Here is a 26,881-nt window from a genome sequence, read left to right as displayed (position 1 = left end):
CTCAGGCGGCGGGCGCCTGCGCGACGCGGACGGTGTTGCCCGACGGGTCGCGGAACGCGCAGTCGCGCGGGCCCCAGCCCTGGTCCATGGGCTCTTGGAGCACTTCGGCGCCCGACGCGCGCACGGTCTCGAAGGTGGCGTCGAGGTCGTCGGTGCGGAACACGAGCAGCGGAAGCGAGCCTTTGGTGAGCAGCTCCTGCAACGCATCGCCGTCGGCCTGCGAGCGGCCCGCGTGGGGGACCGAGAGCACGATGCCGAGGCCGGGCTGGGCGTCGCTGCCGAGGGTGACCCAGCGGAACCCGCCCGAGGACACGTCGTTCTGCACGTCGAGGCCGAGCGCGTCGCGGTAGAAGGGCAGCGACTCGTCGACGTCGTTGACGGTGATGTTGAGGTATTGGAGTGCGATGGTCATGTCGTCGACGCTACGCGGGGGCCCGAGCGGGCGCTTCTCAGATCCTGCTCGATGCGCTCGCGCTCGACGCGTTGCGGGCCGGGCGCGTCAGCGTCTTCGCGACGAATGGGGGCATGGCCCTGATCGCCTCGTGCTCGTGCCCCCGGTACTGCGATGGGGTCATGCCGACGATCTCGGTGAACCGCGAGCTGAACGAGCCGAGCGACGTACAGCCGACCGCCATGCATGCGTCGGTGACGCTCACGCCGACCCGCAGCAACGCCATCGCGCGTTCGATGCGGCGTGTCATCAGGTAGCTGTAGGGCGTCTCGCCGTAGGCCGCGCGGAACCGGCGCGAGAAGTGCGCCGGCGACATGAGCGCCTTCGCGGCCATGGTCGGCACGTCGAGCGGCTTCGCGTAGTCGCGGTCGATGAGGTCGCGGGCGCGGCGCAGGTGCGCGAGGGTCTCGAGCTCCTGGGGGGTCATGATTCGACGGTAGCACCGGGCGCCGACCACCGGCCGGGCGCCGACCACCGGCCGGGCGACCACGTGCTCATGCCTGCGCCGTGAGCACGTGGTCGGCGAGCCCGTAGGCCACGGCGGCCGCGGCCGGCAGGATCAGGTCGCGGTCGGTATCGTGGCGCAGCGCCTCGATCGAGCGCCCGGTGTCGGCGGCGAGGGCCGCCTCGAGGTCGGCGCGCACGCGCACGACCTCGTCGGCGTGGATGATGAGATCGGGAACGGTGCCGCGCCCCTGCGTCGACGGCTGGTGCAGCGTCACGGTGCTGTGCGGCAGCATCGCGCGCTGCCCCTTGGCCCCGCCCGCCAGCAGCACGGCGGCCGGCCCGCCGGCCTGCCCGACGCACGTGGTCGCGACATCCGGCCGGATGTGCGCCATCGTGTCGTAGACCGCGAGGGCCGCGCTCGGCGATCCGCCGGGGGAGTTCAGGTACAGGCTGATCGGCGTCTCGCTCGACTCCGACGCGAGGTGCAGGAACTGGGCGATGAGCACGTTCGCGACGCCGTCGTCGATCTCGGTGCCGAGGTAGACGATGCGCTCCGAGAGCAGGCGGCTGTAGACGTCGAGCGAGCGCTCGCTGTTGCCGCGCTTCTCGACCACGTAGGGGATCGTGTAGCTGCTCATGCCGGCACCCGCAATCCGGCTGCCGCGTGTGCGGGACTCGGGTACAGCTCGTCGAACTCGTCGACGACGCGGTCGACGAAGCCGTAGTCGACGGCCTGCTCGGCGGTGTACCAGCGGTCGCGCAGCGAATCCTGCGTGACGCGCTCGATCGGCTGGCCGGTGAGCTCGGACGTGATGCCGAGCACGACGTCGCGCGTGTATCGAAGGTCGTCGGCCTGCAGTTCGACGTCGACCGCGGTGCCGCCGATGCCCGCCGAGCCCTGGTGCATGAGCACGCGGGCGTGCGGGAGCGCGAGCCGCTTGCCCGGCGTGCCCGCGGTGAGCAGGAACTGCCCCGCGCTCGCCGCCCAGCCGATCGCCACCGTCACGACGTCGTTCGGGATGGCCCGCATCACGTCCATGATCGCGAGCATGGCGGGCACCGAGCCCCCGGGCGAGTTGATGAAGAAGCGGATGTCCCGGCGCGCGTCGTCGGCCGCGAGCGTGAGCAACTGCGCGATGAGGCGATTGCCGCCGGCCTGGTCGAGTTCGTCGCCGAGCACGATCACGCGCTCATGGAAGAGGCGTCTGGTGAGCTCGGCGTCGATCGGGTGGATCGGAGGGGTCTCGTGATCGGTCATGACCCCAGCCTGCGCGGGCGGTCCGCGCCGCGGGGCCGATGCCGCTCACGGCAGCACTGCCGTCGGCAGCAGGCGGGTCAGCCGGCGTGGGCGAGGATCGGGCCCTCGCTGAACTGGCACGAGGTCGCGGCGAGGCGCGAGTCGGGGTCGAGTCTCGTGAGCACGGCGCCCGCGATCGCGTAGAGCTGCTCGAGCTGCTCGGGCGTGAGCGCGTCGAGCACGGTCTCGCGCACGGTGGCGACGTGGCCGGGGGCGGCTTCCGCGATGAGCGCCATTCCGGCGTCGGTGATCGTGGCGTTGGTCGCGCGGCGGTCTTCGGGACAGGGGAACCGATGGATGAGGCCGCGCTCCTCGAGCCGGCGCGCGACGTGCGAGAGTCGCGGCAGCGTCGCGTTCGTGCGCGCCGCGAGCTCGGTCATGCGCATCGTGCGCTCGGGGGCGTCGGCGATCGACATGAGCGCGCCGTACTCGAAATGCGTGAGTCCGGCGTCGCGCAGCAGCTGCGTGTCGAGGGCCCCTGGCAGCAGTTCTGCGAGCGCGACGAGGCGCACCCAGGCAGCCGATTCCTCGGTGTTCAGCCACTTCGTTTCACTCGTCATGCGACAAGTCTACCGCAATAGTTGACGCAACAACTGAACCCGTGCTAACGTATTGGTTGTCGGAACAAGTAATCGCATCGACATCCGGTGCGGAGAGGAACATCATGACGACGGTCAGCATCATCGGAAACGGCAACATGGGCTCTGCGATCGGCGGCATCGTCGCTGCGGGCGGACACACGGTCGAGTACATCACCCGCGACACCGCCGACATCAACGGCGAGATCGTGGTGCTCGCCGTGGCGCACCCCGCGGTCGCCGAGATCCTCGAGCAGCGCGGCGCCCAGCTCGCCGGCAAGATCGTCGTCGACATCACGAACCCCCTGAACTTCGAGACCTTCGACTCGCTCGTCGCCCCCGCCGACGGCTCGAAGGCCGGCGAGATCGCCGCCGCCCTGCCGAACTCGCGCGTGCTCAAGGCGTTCAACACCAACTTCGCCGCGACCCTCGCCTCGAAGCAGGTCGGCAGCAACCCCACCACCGTGCTCGTCGCCGGTGACGACGCCGACGCCAAGAACGCCCTCATCGACATCGTGCGCGCCGGTGGCGTCGCCGCCGTCGACGCCGGTGCGCTCAAGCGTGCCCGCGAGCTCGAGGCCGTCGGCTTCCTGCAGCTCACCCTCGCGGTGCAGGAGAAGATCCAGTGGACGGGTGGCTTCGCGGTCGCCGCGTAACCGACTCAGGCGGTGCCGCGCAGGTACCGTAACTGCGCACGAACGGATGCCTCGGCTGCGACTCGCACCGAGGCATCCGTGTCTGCATAGACGACGTCGGTGACCTGCGCGGTCGTGGCGTCGTCGCCGAGCTCGCGCAGCGCGGCACGCACCTGGTCGAGCCGCTCGGCACGATGCGCCAGGTAGGCATCGCAGATCGCCGCGAGGTCGGGCAGCACCGGGCCGTGGCCCGTGAGCGCCACCACCGGGCCGGGAGTGCCGAGCGCGCGCAGTCGCTCGAGCGATTCGAGGTACGGGCCGAGCGCGCCGTCGGGGTCGGCGATGATCGTGGTGCCCCGGCCGAGGATCGTGTCGCCCGTGAGCACCGAGCCGTATGCGGCGCCCTCGAGCGGCCCGTCGCCCGGCAGTGCGAAGCACACCGAGTCAGCCGTGTGACCGGGTGTCGCGACCACGTCGATGGCGAGCCCGGCCGCATCGATGCGCTCGCCGTCGACGAGCGGATCGCCGCCGATGCACAGCGCCGCGTCGATCGCGCGGACCGGGGCATCCGTCATGCGCGCGAACTCGGCGAGCGACTCGGTGTGGTCGAGGTGGTTGTGGGTGACGAGCACCAGCTCGACCGGGCCGAAGCCCGCGAGACGCGCGAGGTGCTCGGCGTGGGCGGGTCCGGGGTCGACCACGATGACGCCCGGCGAACCGGGCCCGCGCAGCACCAACGAGTTCGTGCCGTCGAGTGTCATCGGTCCGGGGTTCGGCGCGAGCACGACCCGCGCGAAGGTCGTGGCCGCCACGCCAGCCGGTTCGGGCTCGTCCATGCCCGCAGTGTATCCGCCGCCGCTGCACCGATGTCGTGCCGGGCATATGCTGAACCGCATGGCCGACAACGCACCGAACCAGTCGATCGAGGGTGCGGGCTGGGCTTCGACGGTCGTACTGCTTCGCGACGGCGAGCGGGGCGTCGAGGTGCTGCTGGCCGAACGGCCCGGCCGGGGCTCGTTCGCGGGCGCCTGGGTGTTCCCCGGCGGCGCCGTCGAGCGAGCGGATGTCGCGGGCGACGCGATCGGCGGCATCGAGGCCGCCCGTCGCGCGGCGGTGCGCGAGACCCGCGAAGAGGTCGGTCTCGAGGTCGACATCGACGAGCTCGTGCCGATCGCCGTGTGGACCCCGCCGCAGGGGGCGCCGAAACCCCTCACCACCACGTTCTTCGCCGTGCGAGTGCCCGACGGCGAGCTCGTGCTCGCCCCCGACGAGGTCGTTTCGGCCGAATGGGTGCGTCCGGGCGATGCGCTCGACCGTCACGCCGAGGGCGCCATGCTGCTGTGGCCGCCGACCTGGGTCACCCTGCACGGCTTCGCGCACGCGGCATCCGTCGACGAGGCGCTCGCCGACCTCTCCGACGGCGACGTGCGCGACTATCGGGCACGTCGCGACGAGGCCCGCCGCATGGTGATCTGGCAGGAGGACGCCGAGTACGACCCCGGCGCCGAACCTGCGGGCGTTGCCGGCCCCCGCCACCGACTCGTGATGGACTCGCTGCCGTGGGTCTATCTCAACTCGTTCTGATCCGTGGTTGACGTCACCGTCGTCGGCAGCGGGCCCAACGGGCTCGTCGCGGCCGTCATCGCGGCTCGTGCCGGGTTGAGCGTGCGCGTGCTCGAGGCCGCGCCGACGATCGGCGGCGGCGTGCGCACGGCCGAGCTCACCCTCCCGGGATTCCGCCACGACGTGTGCTCGGCGGTGCACCCCGCGGGGCTCGCGTCGCCGGTGTTCCGAAAGCTCGGCCTGTTCGACGGCCCGCACGCACCCGAGTGGATCGTGCCCGAGGCGTCGTACGCCCACCCGTTGCCCGGCGGGCGCGCGGGCATCGCATGGCGCGACCTCGACCGCACGGTCGAGGGGCTCGGCGCCGACGGGCCCTCGTGGCGGCGCCTGATCGCACCGCTGCTCGCGCGGCAGCGCGGCGTCGTCGACTTCACGGGCGGGCAACTGCTGCGCGTGCCGCGCGACCCCGTCGCCGCGCTCCGCTTCGGGTTGCGCGCCCTCGAGCAGGGCTCCGGCGCGTGGAACACGCGCTTCTCGGGCGACGTCGCCCCCGCGCTCTTCACCGGAGTCGCGGCACATGCCGCGGGCGGCATGCCCTCGCTCGCCACGGCCGGGGCGGCGCTGCTGCTCGCGATGCACGCGCACGGCGTGGGCTGGGGGTTCCCGAAGGGCGGATCGCAGGCGATCGCCGACGCGCTCGCCGCCGAGCTCATCGAGCGGGGCGGCGAGATCGTGACGGATTCGCCGGTCGACGCCCTCGACGCCGTGACCGCCGACTCGCGGGCGGTGCTGCTCGACACGTCGCCCGACCTGCTGCTCACCGCCGACCTGCCGCCGGGCTACGAGCGGGCGCTGCGGCGCTACCGCTACGGGTCGGGGGTCGCGAAGGTCGACTTCGCGCTCATGGAGCCGGTGCCGTGGGCGAACCCCGCCGTCGCGTTCGCCCCGACCGTGCACATCGGCGGGAGCCGCCGCGAGATGGCGGCCGCCGAGAACGCCGTGGCCCGGGGACTGCAGCCCGGAATCAACCCCAGGGTCGCGGGCGGCGGAGCCCCGCGGCATCCGTACGTGCTCGTCACCCAGCCGAGCGTCGTCGACCCGACACGCGCGCCCGCCGGCATGCAGGTGCTCTGGGCCTACACGCATGTGCCCGCCGGGTCGACGCTCGACGCGACCGAGGTCGTGACCGCGGCGATCGAGCGGTTCGCGCCGGGCTTCCGCGATGTGGTGCTCGCCTCGGCGGCGAGCTCGGCGGCCGAGATCGGTGCGCACAACCGCAACTACGTCGGCGGCGACATCTACGCCGGCGAGCTCTCGTTCCTGCAGCTCGTGAAGCGCCCGGTGGTGTCGACGGCGCCGTGGCGCACTCCCGTCGAGGGCGTGTACCTCTGCTCGAGCGCGACCCCGCCCGGCCCGGCCGTGCACGGCATGAACGGGTGGTGGGCGGCCAAGCTCGCGCTGCGCGAGCGCTTCGGTATCGTCTGACCCCGCTCGTCGAGGAGCGAGCGAAGCGAGTGTCTCGAAACCCGTTCTGCCTGAACGGGGGTTTCGAGACGGCCCTGGCGGGCCTCCTCAACCCACGGGAATCGAAGAGGCGTAGCGTGAGGGCGTGGACTGGACCTGCTCAACCCACGGGAATCGAAGAGGCGTAGCGTGAGGGCGTGGATTGGACCTCCTGGTTCGACGCGCACGACTACGAGATCGCACGGCAGATCGTGCAGCGCGGCGTGGGGGCGCTCACGTTCGTCGCGTTCCTGTCGACGCTGAACCAGTTCCGTCCGCTGCTCGGCGAGCACGGGCTGCTGCCGGTGCCGACGCTGCTGCGGCGCGCATCGCCGCTGCGGGGGCCGTCGGTGTTCCGTTGGGGCTATACCGACCGGCGGCTCGTCGCGCTCGCGATTGCCGGCATGGTGCTCGCGGCGTCGGTCGTCGTCGGCCTGCCGCAGCTCGGCCCGCCGTGGGTGCCGATGCTCGTGTTCCTCGCGCTCTGGATCGGCTACCTGTCGATCGCGAACGTCGGCCAGACGTTCTACGGGTTCGGCTGGGAGATGCTGCTGTGCGAGGCGCTGTTCACCGTGGCGTTCCTCGGGTCGAACGACCAGCCGCCGCCGATCACGATCGTCGTGGCGATCTGGTGGCTCGTGTTCCGGCTGGAGTTCGGCGCCGGCATGATCAAGATCCGCGGCGGCCGCGAGTGGCGCGACCTCACGGCGCTCATGTACCACCACGAGACGCAGCCGATGCCGAATCCGATGAGCCGGCAGGCGCACCTGCTGCCGGCCTGGTTCCATCGCGGCGAGGTGCTCGGCAACCACTTCGCGCAGCTCATCGTGCCGTTCCTGCTGTTCGTGCCGGGCCCGGTCGGCTCGGCGGCGGCGGCCGTCGTGATCCTCACGCAGCTCTGGCTCATCGTCACCGGCAACTTCGCCTGGCTCAACTGGATCACCGTGGTGCTCGCGGCCTCGGCGATCTCCGACCCGGTGTGGCACGCCGTCATCCCCGTCATCCCGGCTGATCTCGGCACCGACAGCACGACGACGCCGCTCTGGTGGTTCGTCGTGGTGGGACTGGTGACCGCGCTGCTGCTCGTGCTGAGCTGGTGGCCGATCCGGAATCTGGTGTCGCGCCGTCAGCTCATGAACGCGAGCTTCAACCGGTGGATGCTGGTGAACGCCTACGGCGCGTTCGGCACGGTCACCACGCAGCGCATCGAGATCGTCGTCGCGGGCACGCTCGACGCCGCACCCGACGACGACTCCGATTGGCGCGAGTACGGCTTCAAGGGCAAGCCCGGCGACCTGCGCGCCCTGCCCCGCCAGTGGGCGCCGTACCACCTTCGGCTCGACTGGCTGATGTGGTTCCTGCCGCTCGGGCGCATGTGGGAACCCTGGTTCGAGACGTTCCTGAAGCGACTGCTCGAAGCGGATGTCCCGACGCTGAAGCTGCTCGCACACGATCCGTTCGACGGTGAAGCCCCCCGATGGGTGCGGGCGCGCGCGTACCACTACCGCTTCGCGTCGCGCGCCGAGTACCGCGCGACGGGCGACCGCTGGGTGCGCACCCTCGAGGGCGAGGTCATCGGGCCGGCCGCGCTGCGGTGATTGACCCTCGCCGCCGTCACGTGTTTGCAGGACATGGGGGGATTTGCAGGACGAAGACGCCCGTGTCCGTCCTGTGAATCGGGCATTGTCCTGCGAAGTCGGTCGGCGTGTGGTCGCGCCTATGCGGGCTCGGGCTCCGCGGGCTGCTCGACCTCGTGGTGCTCGACGTCGTCGACGTGGGCGGCGGGCATCGCGAGGGCGGCGGCGATCGTGACGACGGCGGTGACGACGACCGCGAGGAACACCGCGGCCGATGCCGATTGGATCGCGACGGGGGATTGCTCGCCCAGACCCGACCGCGCGATCACGCCGTTCGCGACCGCACCGAAGATCGCGACGCCGACCGCGCTGCCGAGTGAACGCAGGAACATGTTCGCCCCCGTGACCACGCCGCGCTCGGCCCACGGCACCGACGACTGGGCGGCGATGAGCGTGGGCGAGGCGACGAGCCCGAGCCCGAGGCCGACGATGAAGCAGGCGAGCGCGGTCGTCCAGACGTTCGGCGAGAACGACGCCGCGAGCAGGGCGGCGGCACCCATCACGGTGATCGCCAGCCCGATGAGCGCCGTGCGGCGGAAGCCGATGCGCAGGAACAGCCTCCCCGAGTTCGAGGCGGCGATCGGCCAGCCCAGGGTGAGCGCGGCCACCGCGAGACCCGAGACGAGGGGAGAGGCATCCGCACTCGCTTCGAGGAACGTCGGCACGAACGAGGTGAGGCCGATGAGCACCCCGCCGACCCCGAGCGAGATCAACGACGTCGTGACGATGAGGCGTCGCGAGAACACCCACAGCGGCAGCACCGGCTCTGCCGCGCGGCGCTCGACGAACACGAACGCGACGAGCAGCACCCCACCGAGACCGAACGCGCCGAGGCTCTGCCACGACAGCCACTCCCACGCCTGCCCGCCCTCGAGCACGGCGAGGATCACGAGCGTGAGGCCGACGGTGAGCACCGAGGCCCCGGCGTAGTCGATGCGGTGCCTCTCGCGCCCGACGGACTCGTGGTAGTTGCGCAGCAGCATGAACGCGGCGATGAGGCAGAGCGGGATGTTCACGAAGAAGATCCAGCGCCACGAGGCGAACTCGGCGAACAGGCCGCCGAGGGTCGGTCCGACCACCGACGAGATCGCCCACACGCTCGCGATGTAGCCCTGCACCCGGGCGCGCTCGCGCACCGAGTAGATGTCGCCGGTGATCGTGATCGACACGGGCAGCACGGCGCCCGCGCCGAGGCCCTGCACCGCACGGAAGACGATGAGCGAGGTCATGTCCCACGCGAAGCCGCAGAGGATCGAGCCGATGAGGAACAGTCCGATGCCGACGAGCATGATCGGCTTGCGGCCGATGGTGTCGGCGAGTTTCGAGTACACCGGTACCGACACGGCCTGGGCGAGCAGGTAGATCGAGAACAGCCACGGGAACTGGGCGAACCCGCCGATGTCGGCGACGATCGACGGCACGGCCGTCGCGAGGATCGTCGCATCGATCGCGATCAGGCCGGTCGAGAGCATCACGGCGACGAGCACGGGCCCGCGCTCCGAGCGGAATCCGACGGCGGTGGTCTCGCTCACGTTCCCCCTTCGCGGCGCGCGTCACGCCCCCTCTCACCACAATCGCGCAGGCACCCGTTTCATTCCCGAGGGATGTCCCCGCCCCTGTGTAGCGTCGGCAGCATGCGGATTCGTACGAAGCGGCCGGTCGCACCCGAGCCCACGCGCGCCGAGGTCACGAGCGACGCGAGCTCGCGCGCGCCCGAGGTGAAGATCCGGGCGTTCCAGATCGGCTTCGTCGGCGCGCTCGGCGTGCTGCTCGCCCTGCTGCTGGGCGGAATCGTGGGCCAACTCGGCACCGTCATCCTCTACGTCGCGCTCGCGCTGTTCCTCGCCCTCGGCCTCGACCCGGTCGTCAGCTGGCTGCAGCGACGGGGCATGCCGCGGTGGGTCGCGATCCTCATCGTCTTCGCGGCGGTCATCGGCCTCTTCGTCGGCTTGATCGCCACGATCGTGCCCATCGTGATCCGCGAGACGACGAACCTCATCGAGAACTGGGACGACATCGTCGCGAACATCGAGCAGAGCGACGTCGTCGTCTGGCTCAACTCGATCGTCGGCGACGACGCCATCCAGAACGGCATCGCCTCGATCGGCGACTGGCTCGCAGACCCCGCGAATCTCGGCGCCCTCGGCGGCGGCATCCTCGCGGTCGGCGCCGGCATCGCCGGCGGGTTCACGGGCGCGACGATCGTGCTCATCCTCACCCTCTACTTCCTCGCCTCGCTCGACTCGATGAAGCGCTACGCAGCCCGGTTCGTCCCGGCGAGCTCGCGCGGCGGCTACCGCGAGGTCTCCGAAGAGATCACCGGCTCGGTCGGCCGTTACGTCATCGGGCAGGTGAGCCTGGCCTCGATCAACGGCGTGCTGAGCCTCATCTACCTGACGATCATCGGTGCGCCGGCGCCGATCCTGCTCGCGTTCATCGCGTTCCTGTTCTCGCTCGTGCCGCTCGTCGGTACGCTCACCGGCGCGGTGATCATCACGCTCGTGTCGCTCGCGGCTTCGCCGGCGACCGCCATCGCCGCGGCGATCTACTACCTGATCTACATGCAGGTCGAGGCCTACGTGCTGAGCCCCCGCATCATGAGCCGCGCGGTCGCCGTGCCAGGCGCGCTCGTCGTGATCGCGGCCGTCGCGGGCGGCACGCTCGGCGGGGTGCTCGGCGCGCTCGTCGCGATCCCCGTGGCGGCGTCGCTCATCATCGTCAACGAGAAGGTGCTGTTCCCGCGGCAGGACTCGGCGTAGCGATCTCACGACCGATGCCGCGGCACCGTGCCGCGGCATCCGTGTTCATCGCAGCGGCGTCACGTGCGCATGATCGAGCCGCCGGCACGCACCCGCGAGACCGCGTCGACCGTGGCCGCGAGGATCAGTACGCTGCCGGTGACCACGAGGTTCACGCCGGCCGGCAGGTTGAGCAGGCCGAGCCCGTTCGTGATCACCGCGATGACGAGTGCGCCGACCGCAGCGTGCAGCAGGCGGCCCCGGCCGCCGAAGAGGCTGACGCCACCGACGACCGCGGCAGCGACACCCGAGAGCACGATCTCGCGCCCCGCTGCGGCATCGACCGAGCCGACCTTGCTGATCGAGAACAGCCCCGACACGACGGCGAGGGTCGAACAGACGATGAACGCGCTCCAGCGCACGAGCATGACCTTGACGCCAGCACGGCGGGCGGCTTCGGCGTTGCCGCCGATCGCATAGAGGTACCGGCCGAACCGCGTGCGGTCGAGCACGAAGGTGCCGATCCAGAGGATGACGAGCACGATCGGCACGACGATCGGCACGCCCTCGACGACGCCGACCGACTGGCCGCGGTTGCGGCTGAGGATCGCGACGACGGCACCGCCGATGACGGCGATGACGGCGAGCTTGATCCACACGAGCGAGATCGTGCGATTGGGAACCCCCGCGCGGGTGCGCCGTGTGCGGTCCCAGAACGAGGTCGCCGCCGAGATGGCGATGATGATCGCGAGCATCAGCCAGCCGGCCCACACGGGCATGTTCTGGTTCTGAATGGCCTGGATCTCGGGGATCTGCACGCGGTAGAGGCCACCGGCGCCGATGATCATGAGCGTGATGCCCTGGTACCCGAGGAACAGGCCGAGTGTCACCACGAATGACGGAATGCCCACTCTGGCGACGAAGAACCCGATGAACGTGCCGGTGAGGATACCGGCGATGAACGCGGCGGCGAGGGCGATCGGCCACGCCACGGCGTGCACGTTCACGAGCACGATGAACAGCGCCATGGTCATGCCGCTCGTGACGCCGGCCGACAGGTCGATCTCACCCAGCAGCAGCACGAACACGAGCGCCATGCCGAGCATGACGAGCGTGGCCGCCTGGGTCAGCAGGTTGGCGAAGTTGCGCTCGGTGAGGAAGAACGGGCTGAGGAAGCTGAACAGGATCGTCAGCACGACGAAGCCGCCGATGGCGGGCAGCGCGCCCATGTCGCCGCTTCGCAGCCGCTGGAAGTAGGCCTGCACCTGGTCGCCGATCGTGCCCTCTTGGCCGCTGCCGATGAGGTCTGGTGCGACGTCGGAGACCGACGTGTCGGGTGGGATCGTGGCGCGAGGCGTCGGATCCGAGTTCATGTGCTCGCTCCCTGCTGGGTCTTGGTGCCGGTGATGTACCCGACGACGTCGTCGCGGCTGGTCTGGTTCACGTCGAGCGAGGCGACCATCTGGCCGAGGTAGAGCACGTTGATGTGGTCGGCCACCTCGAACACGTCGGCGAGGTTGTGGCTGATGATGATCACGGCGACCCCTTGCTCGGCGAGACGGGTGACGAGGTGCAGCACCTGCTCGGTCTGCGCGACGCCGAGTGCCGCGGTGGGCTCGTCGAGGATCACGACGCGTGCCTTCTTGAGCACCGCCCGGGCGATGGCGACGGTCTGCCGTTGGCCGCCCGAGAGGCTCGCGACCTTCTGGCGCACCGACTTGACCGTGCGTACCGAGAGCGAGCGCAGCGTGTCGGAGGCCTCCTTCTCCATGCGGCCCTCGTCGAACGTGCCGAAGCCGGTCTCTTCGCGGCCGAGGAACATGTTCTGCACGATGTCGAGGTTGTCGCAGAGCGCGAGATCCTGGTACACCACCTCGATGCCGAGGCGGGCCGCATCGCGCGGGGTATGCAGGGTGATCGGCTCGCCGTCGAAGCGCACGACGCCGTCGTCGTAGGGCTGCACGCCCGCGAGGCCCTTGATGAGCGTCGACTTGCCGGCGCCGTTGTCGCCGACCAACGCGGTGACCTTGCCGGGGTAGGCCGCGAGATCGACCCCCTTGAGCACGCTCACGGGGCCGAAGCTCTTCACGATGCCCTCGAGCTGGATTATCGGCGCGCCCGCGCCGCCCGGATCTGCGCCCATGTTCATGCCGGTTCCTTTCGACGACGCTGTCTGGATCTCAGTGTGGCACTCGGGTGCCGAACGTGGGAGGGGGAACGAGGCCCCGCTCTCGGCGATCGCACTGCCGAAGGCGGGGCCCCGTGGTGGTGCGACTATTCGATGCCGAACTCAGTGCACTTCGCCGCGACCTCGCCCTGGCAGAGCTCGGCCGGGTCGGCGTCACCGGCGTCGACCACGTCGACGACCTGTTCTGGCCCGACCAGCTGGGGCGTCACGGCCACGTACGGCGTGCCGTCTTCGAGCTCTTGGTCGGCGGTCGGAGTCTCGCCGCCGAGCAGCGCGACGGCGAGTTCGACCGCGGCGTCTGCCTCGAGCTTGATCGGCTTGTAGACCGTGGCGGTCTGCTTGCCGAGCAGCACGTTCTGCAGGCCGGCGATCGATGCGTCCTGACCCGAGACCGGAACGACGAGGCTGTTCTTGTCGAGGATCGTGATGACGCCCGCGGCGTTGGTGTCGTTGGCCACCCACACCGCATCGACCTGTCCGCCGAGCGAGGTCAGCGCCTGCTCGAAGTTGGTCGCCGTCTGGTCGCCGTCCCAGACCCCCGGCGGTTCGGCGGCAGGCGTGATGCCGGCAGCCTCCATGACCTCGACGGCGCCGTCGTGGAACATCTTCGCGTTGCCGTCTGCGGGGTCGCCGCCCATGTAGACCACGACCGCGCTGGCCGGGTCCTTGCCTGCGGCGGCGAGCCCGTCGACGATCGACTGGCCTTCGAGTCGGCCGACCTCGAAGTTGTCGAACGACACGTAGTAGTCGGCGCCCTCGATGGGGCGGTCGTAGGCGATGACCGGGATGCCTTCGGCCTTGGCCTTCTCGGCGACGGCTGCGCCGGCGCCGTTGTAGTCGACGAGCAGCATCACGCCGCAGCCCTGACTGAGCTGCTGGTCGGCGATGGTCGCGTAGGTGTTGACATCGCCCTGGGCGTTCTGGATGTCGGTCTCGAAGCCTGCGGCCTCGAGCCCTTCCTGCAGGTACGGGCGGTCGTTGTTCTCCCAACGAGGCGACGAGGCCGCGTCGGGGAGGATGACACAGGCGCGCGATGCCGTCGCGTCGCCCGTACTCTCTCCTCCTCCGCCCCCGTCGCCGGCACATCCTGCCAGCAGCAGCGCCGAGACACCGACGAGCGCGGCAGTCGAGACCAATGAAGACGTCTTCATCGTTCTCCCCTTCTTCACGGTGAGGTGACCCCTCCGGGTGTCTCCGTCGGCATTGGCGGAGGCAAGGCAATAATCCCCCATTCGTGGCCGCGCCGAACATTTCGGCAGGTAACGCTTGGGTAACCAAACAGCCCGGTCGACAGGCGAATCGGCGCCCTGACGCGGATCGGCGGGGGAGCGCTCTCACGCAAGCCCTCGTTCTGGGGGTGCGCCGGCTCAGAACCAGATGCTGAGGTGCGGCGTGCGCTGGCCGAGGAACATGCGGTCGGCGAGCTCGGCCGTTCGGGGCGTCGACGGGGTCAGTCGACCCGCTCGGGCCAGGACCGACGGCCGCACACCGCCCAGGAAGATCGCACCGAGCTCGTGCACGCCGAGACGAATGCCCGGAGTCGAGCCCGCGGCGGTCGCGCCGGCTCCGTCGGTGCGCTCGACCTCGGCGCGCCCGCGCTCGTCGACGACGAGCTCGAACCGGCCGGCTGCATGGCCCTGAGGGTCGCTGACCTCGATGGCGAGCGTGCCGGCCGTGCCGTAGCGGCGCGACGCGAGCGCGCCGACCGGGTCGAGCACACGCACCCAGAGGTGGTCGGCGACGTCTGAGACGCTGATGGCCCGCGGATCTTCGAGGAGCCACGGCAGCGGTTCGTCGACCGAGCGCAGCAGACCTCGGACGCCCGTCACGAAGTCCTGCTCGACGAGGAATCGCCAGAGCGCCCGCTCGGCGTCGTCGGTCGCGGCGGCGAGGAAGTCGAATTCGACGACGCCGGGCTCGTTCGGCTCTCGAACCACTTGGAACACCGCGAAGCCCTGCGGGTTGCCGTGCTCGTCGTCGTAGCGCACGACGCGCCTGCGCCGCGAGTGCTCGCCGTCGGGGTCGACGAGGCCGAGCGCCCGGTCGAGGATGCCGGGCCATCGGTCGATCTCGCCGGGCGTGCGGGCGACCGCACGACGGGCGAGCGCCGGGGCGATCCTGCGCAGGTCTGCGGCGTCGACGAAGTGCACGCGCCCCGGGGCATCGGGTCCGATCCAGTGGGTGCGACGGCGGTCGACGTGCACGGTGGCCGCACGGGCGGCCGGCGCGTAGCCGAAGCGGCCGTAGATCGTCGCCTCGCTGGCGGTGAGCACCGCGAGCGCGGCGCCCACGGCGCGAGCGTTCTCGAGCTCGGCCAGCATGAGAGCGCGGGCGATGCCCCGGCGGCGGTGGGTCGGCGAGACCGTGACCGAACTGACCGCCCAGGCGTCGACGCTGCGCCCGCCCGGCACACTGAGTCCCGTGGGCCAGCTCGAGACGGTCGCGACCGGGATCGAGGGGTCGTGGATCGAGGAGTCGTAGACGCCCTGCACGCGACGCTCGGCGATCACCCCGAGGTCGTAGTCGATGCTGACCTGTCGGGGGCGCGCGTGGTGGAACCCGCGGAAGTCGGCCTCGATCCATGCGGTGGCGGCGGCGACGTCGTCAGTGTCGACCAGTCGGTACTCGAGGCCCTTTGCGGCGAGCGTGCGCACGGCCGTGGCGTCGAGCGGAATTCCCCGAAGATCGAACGACATCACCCCAGCCTATCCGCGCCGCGACGCTGCTGAGCCGGCCGGTCGCTCGTCGGCCCCTGTCGCGCAGCAGCGGTCGCACACGGTAGAGTGGAACCTCGTCGAATCGATTCGAGGCCGCCTGGCGGTGATCGTGTCGACGACGACGGCGCCCCGTCGGCGCCGTACCCCGCACTCCCGGCGCCCGACGATGCGCGTCCCGATCACCAGACCTCCATCAGGAACGCGCATGTCCGTCACCAGCTCCATCCCGATCGTACGACCCGACGACACCAGATCGACCCCCACGGTGTCGGCGCACCCCGGCGAGCTGCTCACGAGCAGGCAACGGCTCGTCTACGTGCTCGTGCTCGGCGCACTCACCGCGCTCGGCCCGTTCACGATCGACCTCTACCTGCCGGCGTTCCCGGTCATGCAGGCCGAGCTGGGCGTCACGGCGACGGCCGTGCAGCTCACGCTCACGGGCACCATGATCGGGTTCGGACTCGGCCAGCTCATCGTCGGCCCGTGGAGCGACAAGGTCGGCCGGCGGCTGCCGCTCATCCTCGCGACGGCGCTGCACATCGCGGCATCGGTCGCGGCCGCGCTCGCCCCCGACATCGTGTGGCTCAGCGTGTTCCGCCTGCTGCAGGGCTTCGGCGCCGCCGCGGGCGGTGTCGTGGCCATGGCGATGGTGCGCGACCTGTTCGGCGGCAAGCCGCTCGTGCGCATGCTCTCGCGCCTCGCGCTCGTCAACGGGCTCGCGCCCGTGCTCGCCCCGGTGATCGGTTCGCAGCTGCTCGCCGTCATGGACTGGCGCGGCATCTTCGTCGTCCTCGCGGTCTACGGAGCGGCCGTCGTGCTGTGCGTGGCGTTCTTCATCGTCGAGACCCTGCCCGCCTCGCGTCGGCACGTCGCCGGTCACTCGACGCTGCGCCAGCGCTATGCGGTGCTCTTCCGCGACCGCATCTACCTCGGAGCCGCACTCATCGGCGGCATGACGTTCACCGGCCTCTTCGGCTATCTCTCGACGTCGTCCTTCCTATTCCAGGACGTCTACGGTTTCAGTGCGCAGGAGTACGGCATCCTCTTCGGCGTGAACTCGGTCGGGGTCATCATCGGCGTGCAGACGAGTTCGCGACTGATGCGCGGGCCGGTGCCGCCGCAGTGGATCCTCGCCGGCACGACCGTCGCGCAGTTCGTGCTGGCGGGCGCCATCATTCTGCTCGACCTGTCCGGCGCGGGGCTCTGGGGCACGCTGATCCCGCTCTGGTTCTTCATCCTCGCGTGCGGCTTCGCGTTCCCCGCCGTGCAGGTGCTCGCCCTCGCGCACCACGGCGCCGAGGCCGGTACTGCCGCGTCGCTGCTCGGCGCGCTGAACTTCGGCCTCGCCGGCGCCATCTCGCCGCTCATCGGACTCATGGGCGTCGGCAGCGCCGCGCCGATGGCGTTCGTCATGGCCCTCGCCGCACTGGTCGCGATCGTGGCGCTGTGGGCGCTGGTGCGGCCGCGATCGGTTCCCGCGCTCAGCGACTGAATACCGCGATCGGATGGCCCGGCCGCGTGCCGGGGCATCCGTTCAGGCCGTTCGTTCACGTGTTTCGGGTGCTCGCGCCGCTAGCGTGAAGGCATGACCGAACGCGACGACCGTGCGGCGCGCTATCGACGACACGAGTGGCGGATGCCGCTCGCGATCGGCGGCGCGGCACTCGTGGCCGCAGTGCTCCTCGGCCTCGCGATCACGTTCGGTTCGGCCGGCATCGTCGTCGCGGCCGACGAGTGGTGGGCCGCCGCGATGGTGAGCGTGCGCGGGCCCGTCGGCGACGTGTCGGCGTATTTCCTGAACTTCATCGGCGGCGGGCGGTTCGCGGTGTTCGCGGTGCCGGTGACCACCGCCGTCGTGCTGCTCATCCTGCGCCTGCCGTGGGCCGCGGGTTATTTCATCGTGGGGTCGGCCGCGAGTGCGGGCGTCGTCCAGCTGTTGAAGAACACCTTCGACCGGGGCCGCCCCGAAGACATGATCGTCGCGTCGGACTTCGGCTCGTTCCCGTCCGGCCACGCGGCCAATGCGGCGACGATCGCGGTGGCGTTCGGCGTGATCTTCCCGCACGTGTGGGTGTGGGTGCTCGGTGCGGTCTACGCGGTGCTGATGGCGCTCAGCAGGATGTACCTCGGCGCGCACTGGCTCAGCGACACGGTCGGCGGCATGCTGGTCGGCGCGGGGGTCGCGCTGGTGCTGTGGGCGGCGTTCTCGAAGCCGCTCGAAGGCGAGCGGCTCGCACGACTCGAACGCGTCTCGGCACGCGATGGGCCCACCCTCAGAGCTTCGTGAGCTTCTTCGGGTCGGGCTGCGTGATCGGCTCCCACCCGCGGCGCGGCTTGCGGTTCGAGCGCTGATCGTCGCGCGACCGGTAGACGATGTACGGCCGGAACAGGTAGCCGATCGGCGCCGAGAACACGTGCACGAGCCGGGTGAAGGGCCAGAGCGCGAACAGCAGGGTCGCCGTGAGCACGTGCAGCTGGAATGCGAGCGGCGCGTCGACCATCAGCTCGGGCTGGGGCTGCAGGCCGATCAGGCTGCGGAACCAGGGGCCGATCGTGCCCCGATACTCGTAGCCGGGCCCGAAGACCTGGTACATCACGGTCGCCGCGGTGCCGAACGCGATCGTGGCGCCGAGGAACACGTACATGACCTTGTCCATGACCGTGGTCGCGAGGAACACGGGGCCCACCGTGCGGCGCCGGTAGATGAGGATCGCGAGTCCCGCGATGGTGAGCACCGCGGCCGCCATGCCGAGCACGGTCGCGCCGATGTGGTAGATCTCCTCGGAGATTCCGATCGCGTACAGCCACTCCCGAGGAATGATGAGGCCGACGAAGTGGCCGGCGATCACGAACAGGATGCCGAGGTGGAACATCGGCGAGCCCCACCGCAGCAGCCGGTTCTCGTACACCTGGCTCGAACGCGTGGTCCAGCCGAACTTGTCGTAGCGATAGCGCCAGACGTGCCCGACGACGAAGGTCGCGAACGCCGCATATGGCAGGGCGACCCAGAGCAGGATCGTGATCGCGTCGCCGTTCATGGCCGAACCTCCTCGTGAGTCCGAGTCACCCCGGTCGGCGAGTACGGGGCCAGGTTGCCGATGAACGTGAGCCCGACCGTCTCGGTCGGCGGCCCCTCGTTCACGAGTGAGAGATAGCGCTCGCGGGTCGCCTCGTCGATCTCGGGGAGCGAGCGGCATACGGCGGTCACCACCGCGGCGTAGGGGCTGTCGATGCGGTCGAGTGCGGCGCGCAGCACTTCGAGGCCCTCGCGGTGGGCCGCGATGAGCTCGGCCGCGATGGGGGAGTCGCTGCGCGCCGAGAATTCCAGCACCGCGGGAAGGAAGTCGGGCAGCTCGTCGGCGTCGAACTCCCACCCGGCGGCGCGGTAGGCCTCGAGGAAGGTGACGAGCGCGGTGCCGCGGCGGCGGGTGTCGCCCGCGGCGTAGTAGCTCAGGTACAGGCAGCACTTGCGCTTGAGGTCGAACGTCGCCACGTACTCCTGTTCGAGCGCCGTCGACGAACGCGCGCGGGCGTGGTCGAGGAATCGCCGGAAGTCGGCGGCGATCGGCCCGGGGAGCCCGGCGACGGATGACTCGATCAGGGGCATCCGCGTCGCGAACCCGGCACCCGGGTACTCGAGCAGCAGCGATGCCGCCATGTGCGCGATCCGGCGCTGGTCGCGCGAGAGCGTGAGCGACCCGGTCGGCCGGGGCATCCGGTTCAGCCGGATCTGCAGCGGAAGTCGCATCAGCCGTCCTCCTTCGGCGGGAACAGCCCGTCGGGGCTTCCGTTGCCGTCCCAGTTGAGCAGGTTGACGCGGCCGGGCGTCGACGGCCGGTCGGCGGTCTGGCGGTTCTTCAGGGCGTGGAAGTTCTCGACGGCGACGGGCACCTGCTGCCCGCTGGACGAGCCGAACGGGCCGGCCCCGCCCATGCCCGGTCCGCCGTCATAGTCGAGTGAGCAGGCGAGCTCCTCGAGCTCGCGCGCCTCTTCGGTGTGGGCGGTGGGGATCACGTAGCGCTCCTCGTACTTCGCGATCGCCAGCAGGCGGTACATCTCCTCGATCTCGGTCCCCGTCATCTCGACCGAGGCGGCGATCGACGGGTCCTGTTCCTCGCCGAGGTTGATGTTGCGCATGTGCGACCGCATCGCCGCGAGCTTGCGCAGCGAACCGGCGACCGCCGGCACGTCGCCGGCGGTGAACAGTCCGGCGAGATACTCCATGGGAATGCGGAGCCGGTCGATCGCCGCGAACAGGGTGCGCGCATCCTCGCCGTCGGCGCCGGAGTCGGCCACCACGTCGACCACGGGCGAGAGCGGCGGGATGTACCAGACCATCGGCATGGTGCGGTACTCGGGGTGCAGCGGCAGCGCCACCTTGTAGTCGTTGATGAGCTTCCAGATGGGGCTGCGCCGCGCGGCGTCGATCCAGTCTTCGGCGATGCCCGCGTCGCGAGCCGCCTCGACGACCGCCGGGTCGTGCGGGTCGAGGAACACCGAGCGCTGCGCGTCGAGCAGCTTCGTCTCGTCTTCGATCGTCGCGGCGGCCGCGACCCTGTCGGCGTCGTAGAGCACGAGGCCGAGGTAGCGCAGCCGGCCGACGCACGTCTCGGAGCACACCGTGGGCAGGCCGACCTCGAGACGCGGGTAGCAGAGCGTGCACTTCTCGGCCTTGCCGGTCTTGTGGTTGAAGTAGACCTTCTTGTAGGGACATCCGCTCACGCACATGCGCCAGCCGCGGCACGCGTCCTGATCGACGAGCACGATGCCGTCTTCGACCCGCTTGTACATGGCGCCCGACGGGCACGAGGCAACGCACGACGGGTTGAGGCAGTGTTCGCAGATGCGCGGCAGGTAGAACATGAACGTGTCTTCGAACTCGGCGGCGACGTGCTCGCTCATGTGCTTGAGGATCGGGTCGTCCTGCATCGTCTCGCGCGACCCGCCCAGGTTGTCGTCCCAGTTGGCCGACCACGAGATCTTCATGTCCTCGCCGGTGAGCAGGCTCTTCGGCTTCGCGACGGGCGTGTGCTCGCCGGCGGGGGCGTTCAGCAGCATGTCGTAGTCGTACGTCCACGGTTCGTAGTAGTCGTGGATCGAGGGCAGCTTGGGATTCGAGAAGATCGTCGCGAGCTTCTTCAGGCGCCCGCCGCTGCGCAGCTTCAGGCGACCGCCCTTCGTGCGCACCCAGCCGCCGCCCCACTTCTCCTGGTCTTCGTGGCCGCGCGGGTAGCCGACGCCGGGCCGGGTCTCGACGTTGTTGAACCACACGTACTCGACGCCCGAGCGGTTCGTCCACGCCTGCTTGCACGTGACGCTGCAGGTGTGGCAGCCGATGCACTTGTCGAGGTTCATCACCATCGACATCTGGGCCATGACCTTCATCAGTACTCGACCTCCTGGCTGCGGCGGCGGATCACGGTGACCTCGTCTCTCTGGTTGCCGGTCGGCCCCAGGTAGTTGAAGGCGAACGAGAGCTGGGCGTAGCCGCCGATGAGGTGGCTGGGTTTCAGGAGCACACGGGTGAGCGAGTTGTGGATGCCGCCGCGCAGGCCGCTCGTCTCGGTGCGCGGCACGTCGACGGTGCGGTCCTTGGCGTGGTACATGTACACCGTGCCCTCGGGCATGCGGTGCGAGACGATCGCGCGGGCGACGACGACGCCGTTGCGGTTGTACGACTCGATCCACTCGTTGTCGCGCACGCCGATCTTCGCGGCATCCTGCGGGCTCATCCAGATGGTCGGCCCGCCGCGCGAGAGCGAGAGCATGAACAGGTTGTCCTGATACTCCGAGTGGATCGACCACTTCGAGTGCGGGGTGAGGTAGCGCACGGCGACCTCGGCGTGGCCCGATGCAGCGGGGTCGCCGCTCGGCGCGGTCGACCCGACCGGGGGCGAGTCGTCGAAGAGCCGGGCGAGGTCGAGCGGCGGCCGGTAGATGGGCAGGTTCTCGCCGAGCTCGCTCATCCAGTCGTGGTCGAGGAAGAAGTGCTGTCGCCCGGTGAGCGTGTGCCACGGCTTCAGGTGCTCGACGTTGATGGCGAAGGCGGTGTAGCGGCGCCCGCCGTGCTCGGATCCCGACCACTCGGGGCTCGTGATCACCGACACCGGTCGGGCCTGCGTGTCGGCGAAGGTGATGCGCGACCCCTCGTGGTCGCGTGCGAGATGGGCGAGCTTCTGGCCGGTGCGTTTCTCGAGCTGCTCGAAGCCCTGCACCGAGAGCCGTCCGTTCGTGGTGCCCGAGAGCGCGAGGATCGCCTCGCAGACCTTGATGTCGGTGTCGAGCAGCGGATGTCCGGCCCCGGCCCCGCTCGTGGCCACCCCGTTGACCCGCTTCAGGTGTTCGACCTCGGGCGTCGGGTCGAACACGACGCCCTTCGTGACCATGCCGAGCTTGGTGGCGAGCGGCCCGAGCGTGGCCATCTTGTCGGCGATGGCCGTGTAGTCGCGCTCGACCGCGATGAGCTTCGGCATCGTCACGCCGGGCACGAGCGGGGCGCCGTCGACGACCGTGCCGTGCGGCGTGGCCATCGCGTCGGGGGTGTCGTGCATGAGCGGCGCCGCGACGAGGTCGGTGCGGGTGCCGAGGTGGTCGACGGCGAGCTCGGAGAGGCGCTTGGCGAGCAGCTGGAACAGTTCGAAGTCGGTCTTCGTCTGCCACGGCGGGGCGATCGCCGGGTTGAACGAGTGCACGAACGGGTGCATGTCGGTCGACGACAGGTCGTGCTTCTCGTACCAGGTGGCCGCCGGCAGCACCACGTCGGAGAACAGCGTCGTCGACGTCATGCGGAAGTCGGCCGTGACGAGCAGGTCGAGCTTGCCCTCGGGAGCTTCGTCGTGCCACGCGATCGTCTTCGGCCTGCGGTCGGGGCTCGCCTCGGCGGCGCGCACCGCGGAGTCGGTGCCGAGCAGGTGCTTCAGGAAGTACTCGTTGCCCTTGCCCGAGGAGCCGAGGATGTTCGCGCGCCACACATTCAGCACCCGCGGGAAGTTCCCGGGCGAGTCGGGGTCTTCGCAGGCGTACTTCAGCGACCCGTCGGTGAGACTGTCGACGACGTAGGCCGCCGGTTCCCTTCCCGACGCCTTCGCGTCGTCGGCGAGGTCGAGCGGGTTGCGGTCGAACGTCGGGTAGCTCGGCATCCATCCGCGCTTGGCCGAATCGACGAGGCAGTCGGCCGTCGTGCGGCCCTCGAACAGACCCTTCGCGAGCGGCGACGCGAGCTGATCGGCCGGCAGCCCGTCGTAGCGCCACTGGTCGGTGGCGAGGTACCAGAACGCGGTGCCGATCATCGACCGGCCCGGTCGTGACCAGTCGGAGGCGGTGCCGTACTGCGTGTAGCCGGTGACCGGCCGCACCTTCTCCTGACCCACGTAATGCGCCCAGCCGCCGCCGTTCACGCCCTGGCACCCGGTCATCGTCGTGAGCGCGAGGAACGTGCGGTAGATGGTGTCGGAGTGGAACCAGTGGTTCGTGCCCGCCCCCATCAGGATCATCGAGCGGCCCCCCGACCGCTCGGCGTTGTCGGCGAACTCGCGGCCGATGCGTTCGGCCTTCTCGGCGGGAACCCCCGTGATCTCCTCCTGCCAGGCCGGGGTGCCGGGCGTCGACGCGTCGTCGTAGCCCGTCGGCCAGGTGCCGGGCAGCCCGTCGCGGCCGACGCCGTACTGCGCGAGCAGCAGGTCGAACACGGTGGTGACGGTGTGCTCGCCGACCGTGGCGACCGGCACGCCGCGGCGCACCACGCCGGCGCCGCCCTCGTGCTCGGCGCCGGGTTCGGGCGCCGTGTCGAATCGCGGCAGGTCGACGGCGACGGATGCCCCGTGCCACACCTCCGCGTCGGCGATCGACAGCAGCGGATCGATGTCGCCGAGGTCGAGGTTCCAGGCGCCCTCGTCGTCGGCGCCGAAGCGGTGCCCGAGCGAGCCGTTGGGCACGACCGGCTGGCTCATCGCGTTGAGCACGACCGTCTTGAACGCCGCGTTGGGAGCCCGCGCGGTGAAGCCGCCGAGATCGGCGGCGGTGACGAACTTGCCCGGCACCCACGCGTCGCCGCGCGATTCGAGGGTGATCAGGTACGGGGCATCCGAATAGGTCTTCAGGTACTCCGCGAAGCGCGGCGTGCGCCGCTCGACGAGGAACTCGCGCAGAATGACGTGGCCCATCGACATGGCCAGCGCGCCGTCGGTGCCGGGGTGCGGGGCCAGCCACTCGTCGGCGAACTTGGTGTTGTCGGCGTAGTCGGGCGAGACGGTGACGACCTTCTGGCCGCGGTAGCGCGCCTCGGTCATGAAGTGCGCGTCGGGCGTGCGGGTCACCGGAACGTTCGAGCCCCACATCATGAGGTAGCTCGAGTTCCACCAGTCGGCCGACTCGGGCACGTCGGTCTGGTCGCCGAAGACCTGCGGGCTCGCGACGGGCAGGTCGGCGTACCAGTCGTAGAACGACTGCATCGTGCCGCCGATGAGATTGATGAACCGTGCGCCGGCCCCGTGCGAGACCATCGACATCGCGGGGATCGGCGAGAAGCCCGCGACCCGGTCGGGCCCGTACTTCTTGATCGTGTGCACGTGCGCGGCCGCGACGATCTCGAGGGCTTCGTCCCACGTGGCGCGCACGAGTCCGCCCTTGCCGCGGGCGCGCTTGTAGGCCCGCGACGCCTCGGGGTCGGCCATGAGCGCCTCCCACGCGACCACGGGGTCGCCGCCGGTGCGCGCCTTCGCGTCGCGGTAGAGGCCGAGCAGCGTGCCGCGGATGTACGGGTAGCGCACGCGCGTCGGCGAGTACGTGTACCAGCTGAACGCGGCACCGCGGGGGCAGCCGCGCGGCTCGTACTCGGGGGAGTCGGCGCCGACCGACGGATAGTCGGTCTCCTGCGTCTCCCACGTGATGATGCCGTCCTTCACGTAGACCTTCCACGAGCACGAGCCCGTGCAGTTCACGCCGTGCGTGGAGCGCACCACCTTGTCGTGCGACCAGCGGTCGCGGTAGAAGACGTCGCCCTGGCGACCGCCCTCGAGGAAGACCGCGCGCAGGTCGGGCGACACCTCGCCGGGGCGAAGGAAGCGGCCGAGCGAGAGGAGCCCGTCGGCGAGGGGGCCGTCGGTCGCCGGATGGTTCGTCGTGCTGGGCGTTTGGCTCACGAAGGCCTCCCTGAACGGGCGGCGAGCGTCACCGTGATCTTCGGCGTCACTGCCGCGGTCTTCGCCCATTATGTCCCGAGGCCATTCGCGGCGGAAGGAAGCATCCCGGTTCCGGCCGATCCGGCGGGAAGTACGCCGGCGACGGTGCTGGCGCAGCACGCGCGGCGCGGATATTGTCGGCACAGGCAGTGCGGCCGGACGATTCCCGCCGAGCAAGGGGGCAGCATGCAGGCGACGTCGACGCAGCAACCACCCGAGCGCACCGAGTTGCGAGGCCAGCTCGGCCAGATCCTCCTGGCGACCTTCGCCTCGACGATCGGATTCTGGGCGTGGATGGTGATCGCACCGCTGCAGAAGACGTACGCGACCGAGATGGGGCTCGACGAGGGGCAGATCTCGCTCATGCTCGCGATGCCCGTGCTCGTCGGCGCGCTCGGCCGCATCGTCGTCGGTGCGTTGACCGACCGGTTCGGCGGACGCAAGATGTTCACCTTCGTGCTGCTCGGCTCGATGCCCGCCGTGCTGCTCGTGGCCCTGGCGGGCACCCTGAAGAGCTTCCCGCTGCTGATGGTCGCCGGGTTCTACCTGGGGGTGGCCGGCACGATCTTCGCCGTCGGCGTACCGTTCTCGAGCGCGTGGTACGTCGCGAAGCGTCGGGGATTCGCGACGGGCGTGTTCGGCATGGGCATGATCGGCACGGCGGTCTCGGCGTTCTTCACGCCGCGGCTGGCCGAGAGCATCGGATACCTGCCGACCCACCTGCTGATCGCGGCGATCATGGTGGCGACGGCGATCGTGGTGTGGCTGTTCCTGCGGGATTCGCCCGTCTGGGAGTCGAGCCGCCAGCCGTTCATCCCGAAGGTCGTGGGCGCGCTGCGGCTTCCCATCACGTGGGAGATGTCGTTCCTCTATGCGATCGTCTTCGGCGGGTTCGTCGCCTTCGCGACCTTCCTGCCGAAGTACCTCACCACGATCTATCCCGACGACGTCGACCCGATCGGCGCCGGCACCCGCACCGCGCTGTTCGCCGTGGCGGCGGTGGTCGCCCGCCCGATCGGCGGCGTGCTCTCGGACCGGCTCGGTCCGAAGATCGTCTCGCTCGTGTCGCTCGCCGGCATCGTGTCGCTCGCGTACGTCGTCGGCCAGCAGCCGCCCGAGGGCATCCTCACCGGCGTCACCTTCATCGCGATGGCCGGCGCGATGGGACTCGGCATGGGTGCGGTGTTCGCCTGGGTGGGCCCGTCGACCCCGAAGGACAAGGTGGGCGCGGTCAGTGGAGTCGTCGCGGCGGCCGGCGGTCTCGGCGGGTACTTCCCGCCCCTCGTGATGGGCGCTACGTACAACCCCGAGACGAACTCCTATGCGCTCGGGCTGTGGCTGCTCGTGATCGTCGGTGCGGTCGCGCTCGTCGTCGCTGGCATGCTGCGCGACGCGCGGCCCGGCTCCTGAGCGAGGCGAGGGCCTAGCCTTGATGCATGGCAGGCGACGCTGAGCGCATCCGGGCGGCGGTGATCACCGTCTCCGACCGCTCGGCGAGCGGCGAGCGGGCCGATGCCTCGGGGCCGGCCGCGACCGACCGGCTGGTCGACGCGGGGTTCGAGGCCGTGCACGTCGCGACCGTGCCCGACGGCGCGGCCTCGGTCGAGGCGGCGATCGCGGCGGCGCTCACCGCGGGGTTCCGCCTCGTGGTCACGACGGGCGGCACCGGGGTCGGCCCGCGCGACCTCACCCCCGAGGGCACCCGGCCCCTGCTCGCTGCCGAACTGCCCGGCGTCGCCGAGGACATCCGGCGGCGCGGGGCATCCGTCGTCCCCACTGCCGTGCTCTCGCGCGGGCTCGCCGGCATCGCGGCCCCCGCTGGGCTGCCGCGGGCGGTCGTCGTGAACCTGCCCGGCTCGACCGGCGGCGTCGCCGACGGGCTCGACGTGCTCATCCCGTTGATGCCGCACCTGATCGCGCAGCTCGACGGCGGCGATCACTGAGGTCG

24 protein-coding genes are annotated in these 26,881 nt (G+C 70.4%); 9 read left to right on the top strand and 15 right to left on the bottom strand.

Features of this window, described 5'->3' with window-relative positions; translation table 11 throughout:
- Position 1: 1 nt before the first annotated feature.
- From LSF15_RS09860 to LSF15_RS09840, 5 genes are all read right to left on the bottom strand, one after another.
- Positions 2-412, bottom strand: a complete 411-nt coding sequence (locus LSF15_RS09860) for a VOC family protein (RefSeq protein ID WP_232498361.1) — start codon at positions 410-412, stop codon at positions 2-4.
- A 37-nt stretch (positions 413-449) separates the two neighbouring features.
- Positions 450-878 carry a helix-turn-helix transcriptional regulator gene (locus LSF15_RS09855; protein ID WP_232498360.1) on the bottom strand — a complete coding sequence of 143 codons (429 nt, stop codon included), beginning with the start codon at positions 876-878 and terminating at the stop codon, positions 450-452.
- A 67-nt stretch (positions 879-945) separates the two neighbouring features.
- The gene (locus LSF15_RS09850; RefSeq protein ID WP_232498359.1) at positions 946-1,536 is read right to left on the bottom strand and encodes a ClpP family protease; all 591 of its coding nucleotides are present in this window, start codon (positions 1,534-1,536) and stop codon (positions 946-948) included.
- Positions 1,533-2,156, bottom strand: coding sequence for a ClpP family protease (locus tag LSF15_RS09845; protein WP_232498358.1), 624 nt, complete (start codon positions 2,154-2,156; stop codon positions 1,533-1,535). Before LSF15_RS09845 ends, LSF15_RS09850 begins: the two co-directional genes overlap by 4 nt.
- Positions 2,157-2,233: 77 nt before the next feature.
- On the bottom strand, positions 2,234-2,755 hold the full coding sequence (locus LSF15_RS09840; RefSeq protein ID WP_232498357.1) for a MarR family winged helix-turn-helix transcriptional regulator: 522 nt from the start codon (positions 2,753-2,755) through the stop codon (positions 2,234-2,236).
- A gap of 104 nt (positions 2,756-2,859) precedes the next feature.
- On the opposite strand from LSF15_RS09840, the gene LSF15_RS09835 reads away from it, so the two are divergent.
- The gene (locus LSF15_RS09835) at positions 2,860-3,429 is read left to right on the top strand and encodes an NADPH-dependent F420 reductase (protein WP_232498356.1); all 570 of its coding nucleotides are present in this window, start codon (positions 2,860-2,862) and stop codon (positions 3,427-3,429) included.
- A gap of 5 nt (positions 3,430-3,434) precedes the next feature.
- Here LSF15_RS09835 and LSF15_RS09830 read toward each other — a convergent pair whose 3' ends face one another.
- Positions 3,435-4,244 (bottom strand): MBL fold metallo-hydrolase, encoded by an 810-nt coding sequence (locus LSF15_RS09830; protein WP_232498355.1) that lies wholly within the window; start codon positions 4,242-4,244, stop codon positions 3,435-3,437.
- Positions 4,245-4,302: 58 nt separating this feature from the next.
- Here LSF15_RS09830 and LSF15_RS09825 point away from each other — a divergent pair, with 58 nt between their 5' ends.
- The 3 genes from LSF15_RS09825 (at position 4,303) to LSF15_RS09815 (ending at position 8,072) form a co-directional block, all read left to right on the top strand.
- Positions 4,303-4,992 carry an NUDIX hydrolase gene (locus tag LSF15_RS09825; protein ID WP_232498354.1) on the top strand — a complete coding sequence of 230 codons (690 nt, stop codon included), beginning with the start codon at positions 4,303-4,305 and terminating at the stop codon, positions 4,990-4,992.
- 3 nt (positions 4,993-4,995) lie between these two features.
- Positions 4,996-6,456, top strand: coding sequence for a phytoene desaturase family protein (locus LSF15_RS09820; protein WP_232498353.1), 1,461 nt, complete (start codon positions 4,996-4,998; stop codon positions 6,454-6,456).
- Positions 6,457-6,632: 176 nt separating this feature from the next.
- Positions 6,633-8,072 carry a lipase maturation factor family protein gene (locus tag LSF15_RS09815; protein WP_232498352.1) on the top strand — a complete coding sequence of 480 codons (1,440 nt, stop codon included), beginning with the start codon at positions 6,633-6,635 and terminating at the stop codon, positions 8,070-8,072.
- A 119-nt stretch (positions 8,073-8,191) separates the two neighbouring features.
- On the opposite strand, the gene LSF15_RS09810 is transcribed toward LSF15_RS09815, so the two are convergent.
- Positions 8,192-9,643 (bottom strand): MDR family MFS transporter, encoded by a 1,452-nt coding sequence (locus tag LSF15_RS09810; protein ID WP_232498351.1) that lies wholly within the window; start codon positions 9,641-9,643, stop codon positions 8,192-8,194.
- 102 nt (positions 9,644-9,745) lie between these two features.
- Between LSF15_RS09810 and LSF15_RS09805 the strand changes: the two genes are divergently transcribed.
- Complete coding sequence (locus LSF15_RS09805; RefSeq protein WP_269756344.1) at positions 9,746-10,870, top strand: AI-2E family transporter; 1,125 nt, start codon at positions 9,746-9,748, stop codon at positions 10,868-10,870.
- A gap of 59 nt (positions 10,871-10,929) precedes the next feature.
- Here LSF15_RS09805 and LSF15_RS09800 read toward each other — a convergent pair whose 3' ends face one another.
- The 4 genes from LSF15_RS09800 to LSF15_RS09785 form a co-directional block, all read right to left on the bottom strand.
- Entirely contained in the window at positions 10,930-12,222 is a 1,293-nt protein-coding gene (locus LSF15_RS09800) for a sugar ABC transporter permease (protein ID WP_232498350.1), read from the bottom strand.
- A complete protein-coding gene (locus LSF15_RS09795; protein ID WP_232498349.1) occupies positions 12,219-12,998 on the bottom strand; it encodes an ATP-binding cassette domain-containing protein in 780 nt (259 codons plus the stop codon). Before LSF15_RS09795 ends, LSF15_RS09800 begins: the two co-directional genes overlap by 4 nt.
- Before the next feature lie 125 nt (positions 12,999-13,123).
- On the bottom strand, positions 13,124-14,188 hold the full coding sequence (locus tag LSF15_RS09790; protein ID WP_232498348.1) for a sugar ABC transporter substrate-binding protein: 1,065 nt from the start codon (positions 14,186-14,188) through the stop codon (positions 13,124-13,126).
- Positions 14,189-14,404: 216 nt separating this feature from the next.
- Positions 14,405-15,733 carry a GNAT family N-acetyltransferase gene (locus LSF15_RS09785; RefSeq protein WP_232498347.1) on the bottom strand — a complete coding sequence of 443 codons (1,329 nt, stop codon included), beginning with the start codon at positions 15,731-15,733 and terminating at the stop codon, positions 14,405-14,407.
- A 226-nt stretch (positions 15,734-15,959) separates the two neighbouring features.
- On the opposite strand from LSF15_RS09785, the gene LSF15_RS09780 reads away from it, so the two are divergent.
- Both LSF15_RS09780 and LSF15_RS09775 read left to right on the top strand, forming a co-directional pair.
- On the top strand, positions 15,960-17,246 hold the full coding sequence (locus LSF15_RS09780) for a multidrug effflux MFS transporter (protein WP_232498346.1): 1,287 nt from the start codon (positions 15,960-15,962) through the stop codon (positions 17,244-17,246).
- A gap of 93 nt (positions 17,247-17,339) precedes the next feature.
- Positions 17,340-18,041: a phosphatase PAP2 family protein gene (locus LSF15_RS09775; protein WP_232498345.1), complete on the top strand. Its 702-nt coding sequence runs from the start codon at positions 17,340-17,342 to the stop codon at positions 18,039-18,041.
- Here LSF15_RS09775 and narI read toward each other — a convergent pair.
- Genes narI through LSF15_RS09755 form a run of 4 tightly spaced genes read right to left on the bottom strand, consistent with a single transcriptional unit; the run spans position 18,028 to position 24,894 of the window.
- A complete protein-coding gene (gene narI, locus LSF15_RS09770; RefSeq protein ID WP_232498344.1) occupies positions 18,028-18,792 on the bottom strand; it encodes a respiratory nitrate reductase subunit gamma in 765 nt (254 codons plus the stop codon). The genes LSF15_RS09775 and narI overlap by 14 nt on opposite strands.
- Complete coding sequence (gene narJ, locus LSF15_RS09765) at positions 18,789-19,502, bottom strand: nitrate reductase molybdenum cofactor assembly chaperone (RefSeq protein WP_232498343.1); 714 nt, start codon at positions 19,500-19,502, stop codon at positions 18,789-18,791. Before narJ ends, narI begins: the two co-directional genes overlap by 4 nt.
- Positions 19,502-21,139, bottom strand: a complete 1,638-nt coding sequence (gene narH, locus LSF15_RS09760; RefSeq protein WP_232498342.1) for a nitrate reductase subunit beta — start codon at positions 21,137-21,139, stop codon at positions 19,502-19,504. Before narH ends, narJ begins: the two co-directional genes overlap by 1 nt.
- Positions 21,139-24,894, bottom strand: coding sequence for a nitrate reductase subunit alpha (locus tag LSF15_RS09755; RefSeq protein ID WP_232498341.1), 3,756 nt, complete (start codon positions 24,892-24,894; stop codon positions 21,139-21,141). Before LSF15_RS09755 ends, narH begins: the two co-directional genes overlap by 1 nt.
- A 225-nt stretch (positions 24,895-25,119) precedes the next feature.
- Here LSF15_RS09755 and LSF15_RS09750 point away from each other — a divergent pair, with 225 nt between their 5' ends.
- Together LSF15_RS09750 and LSF15_RS09745 are read left to right on the top strand one after the other, a co-directional pair.
- On the top strand, positions 25,120-26,343 hold the full coding sequence (locus LSF15_RS09750; protein ID WP_232498340.1) for an MFS transporter: 1,224 nt from the start codon (positions 25,120-25,122) through the stop codon (positions 26,341-26,343).
- 26 nt (positions 26,344-26,369) lie between these two features.
- Complete coding sequence (locus tag LSF15_RS09745; RefSeq protein ID WP_232498339.1) at positions 26,370-26,876, top strand: molybdopterin-binding protein; 507 nt, start codon at positions 26,370-26,372, stop codon at positions 26,874-26,876.
- Positions 26,877-26,881 lie beyond the last annotated feature (5 nt).

This window comes from Agromyces humatus, assembly GCF_021228295.1.
GTDB classification, from domain to species: Bacteria; Actinomycetota; Actinomycetes; order Actinomycetales; family Microbacteriaceae; genus Agromyces; species Agromyces humatus.
The sequence above is the reverse complement of the archived record's forward strand: the minus strand, read 5'-3'. Positions and strand labels throughout refer to the sequence as shown.

What these genes read in the sequence shown, in the direction of transcription:
- narI (WP_232498344.1), bottom strand. Translation starts at nt 18,792, where the DNA reads ATGAACGGCGACGCGATCACGATCCTGCTCTGGGTCGCCCTGCCATAT.
- narH (WP_232498342.1), bottom strand. Translation starts at nt 21,139, where the DNA reads ATGAAGGTCATGGCCCAGATGTCGATGGTGATGAACCTCGACAAGTGC.
- LSF15_RS09780 (WP_232498346.1), top strand. Translation starts at nt 15,960, where the DNA reads ATGTCCGTCACCAGCTCCATCCCGATCGTACGACCCGACGACACCAGA.
- LSF15_RS09750 (WP_232498340.1), top strand. Translation starts at nt 25,120, where the DNA reads ATGCAGGCGACGTCGACGCAGCAACCACCCGAGCGCACCGAGTTGCGA.
- LSF15_RS09830 (WP_232498355.1), bottom strand. Translation starts at nt 4,244, where the DNA reads ATGGACGAGCCCGAACCGGCTGGCGTGGCGGCCACGACCTTCGCGCGG.
- LSF15_RS09775 (WP_232498345.1), top strand. Translation starts at nt 17,340, where the DNA reads ATGACCGAACGCGACGACCGTGCGGCGCGCTATCGACGACACGAGTGG.
- LSF15_RS09845 (WP_232498358.1), bottom strand. Translation starts at nt 2,156, where the DNA reads ATGACCGATCACGAGACCCCTCCGATCCACCCGATCGACGCCGAGCTC.
- LSF15_RS09850 (WP_232498359.1), bottom strand. Translation starts at nt 1,536, where the DNA reads ATGAGCAGCTACACGATCCCCTACGTGGTCGAGAAGCGCGGCAACAGC.
- LSF15_RS09855 (WP_232498360.1), bottom strand. Translation starts at nt 878, where the DNA reads ATGACCCCCCAGGAGCTCGAGACCCTCGCGCACCTGCGCCGCGCCCGC.
- LSF15_RS09790 (WP_232498348.1), bottom strand. Translation starts at nt 14,188, where the DNA reads ATGAAGACGTCTTCATTGGTCTCGACTGCCGCGCTCGTCGGTGTCTCG.
- LSF15_RS09825 (WP_232498354.1), top strand. Translation starts at nt 4,303, where the DNA reads ATGGCCGACAACGCACCGAACCAGTCGATCGAGGGTGCGGGCTGGGCT.
- LSF15_RS09745 (WP_232498339.1), top strand. Translation starts at nt 26,370, where the DNA reads ATGGCAGGCGACGCTGAGCGCATCCGGGCGGCGGTGATCACCGTCTCC.
- LSF15_RS09795 (WP_232498349.1), bottom strand. Translation starts at nt 12,998, where the DNA reads ATGAACATGGGCGCAGATCCGGGCGGCGCGGGCGCGCCGATAATCCAG.
- LSF15_RS09800 (WP_232498350.1), bottom strand. Translation starts at nt 12,222, where the DNA reads ATGAACTCGGATCCGACGCCTCGCGCCACGATCCCACCCGACACGTCG.
- LSF15_RS09835 (WP_232498356.1), top strand. Translation starts at nt 2,860, where the DNA reads ATGACGACGGTCAGCATCATCGGAAACGGCAACATGGGCTCTGCGATC.
- narJ (WP_232498343.1), bottom strand. Translation starts at nt 19,502, where the DNA reads ATGCGACTTCCGCTGCAGATCCGGCTGAACCGGATGCCCCGGCCGACC.
- LSF15_RS09805 (WP_269756344.1), top strand. Translation starts at nt 9,746, where the DNA reads ATGCGGATTCGTACGAAGCGGCCGGTCGCACCCGAGCCCACGCGCGCC.
- LSF15_RS09860 (WP_232498361.1), bottom strand. Translation starts at nt 412, where the DNA reads ATGACCATCGCACTCCAATACCTCAACATCACCGTCAACGACGTCGAC.
- LSF15_RS09840 (WP_232498357.1), bottom strand. Translation starts at nt 2,755, where the DNA reads ATGACGAGTGAAACGAAGTGGCTGAACACCGAGGAATCGGCTGCCTGG.
- LSF15_RS09785 (WP_232498347.1), bottom strand. Translation starts at nt 15,733, where the DNA reads ATGTCGTTCGATCTTCGGGGAATTCCGCTCGACGCCACGGCCGTGCGC.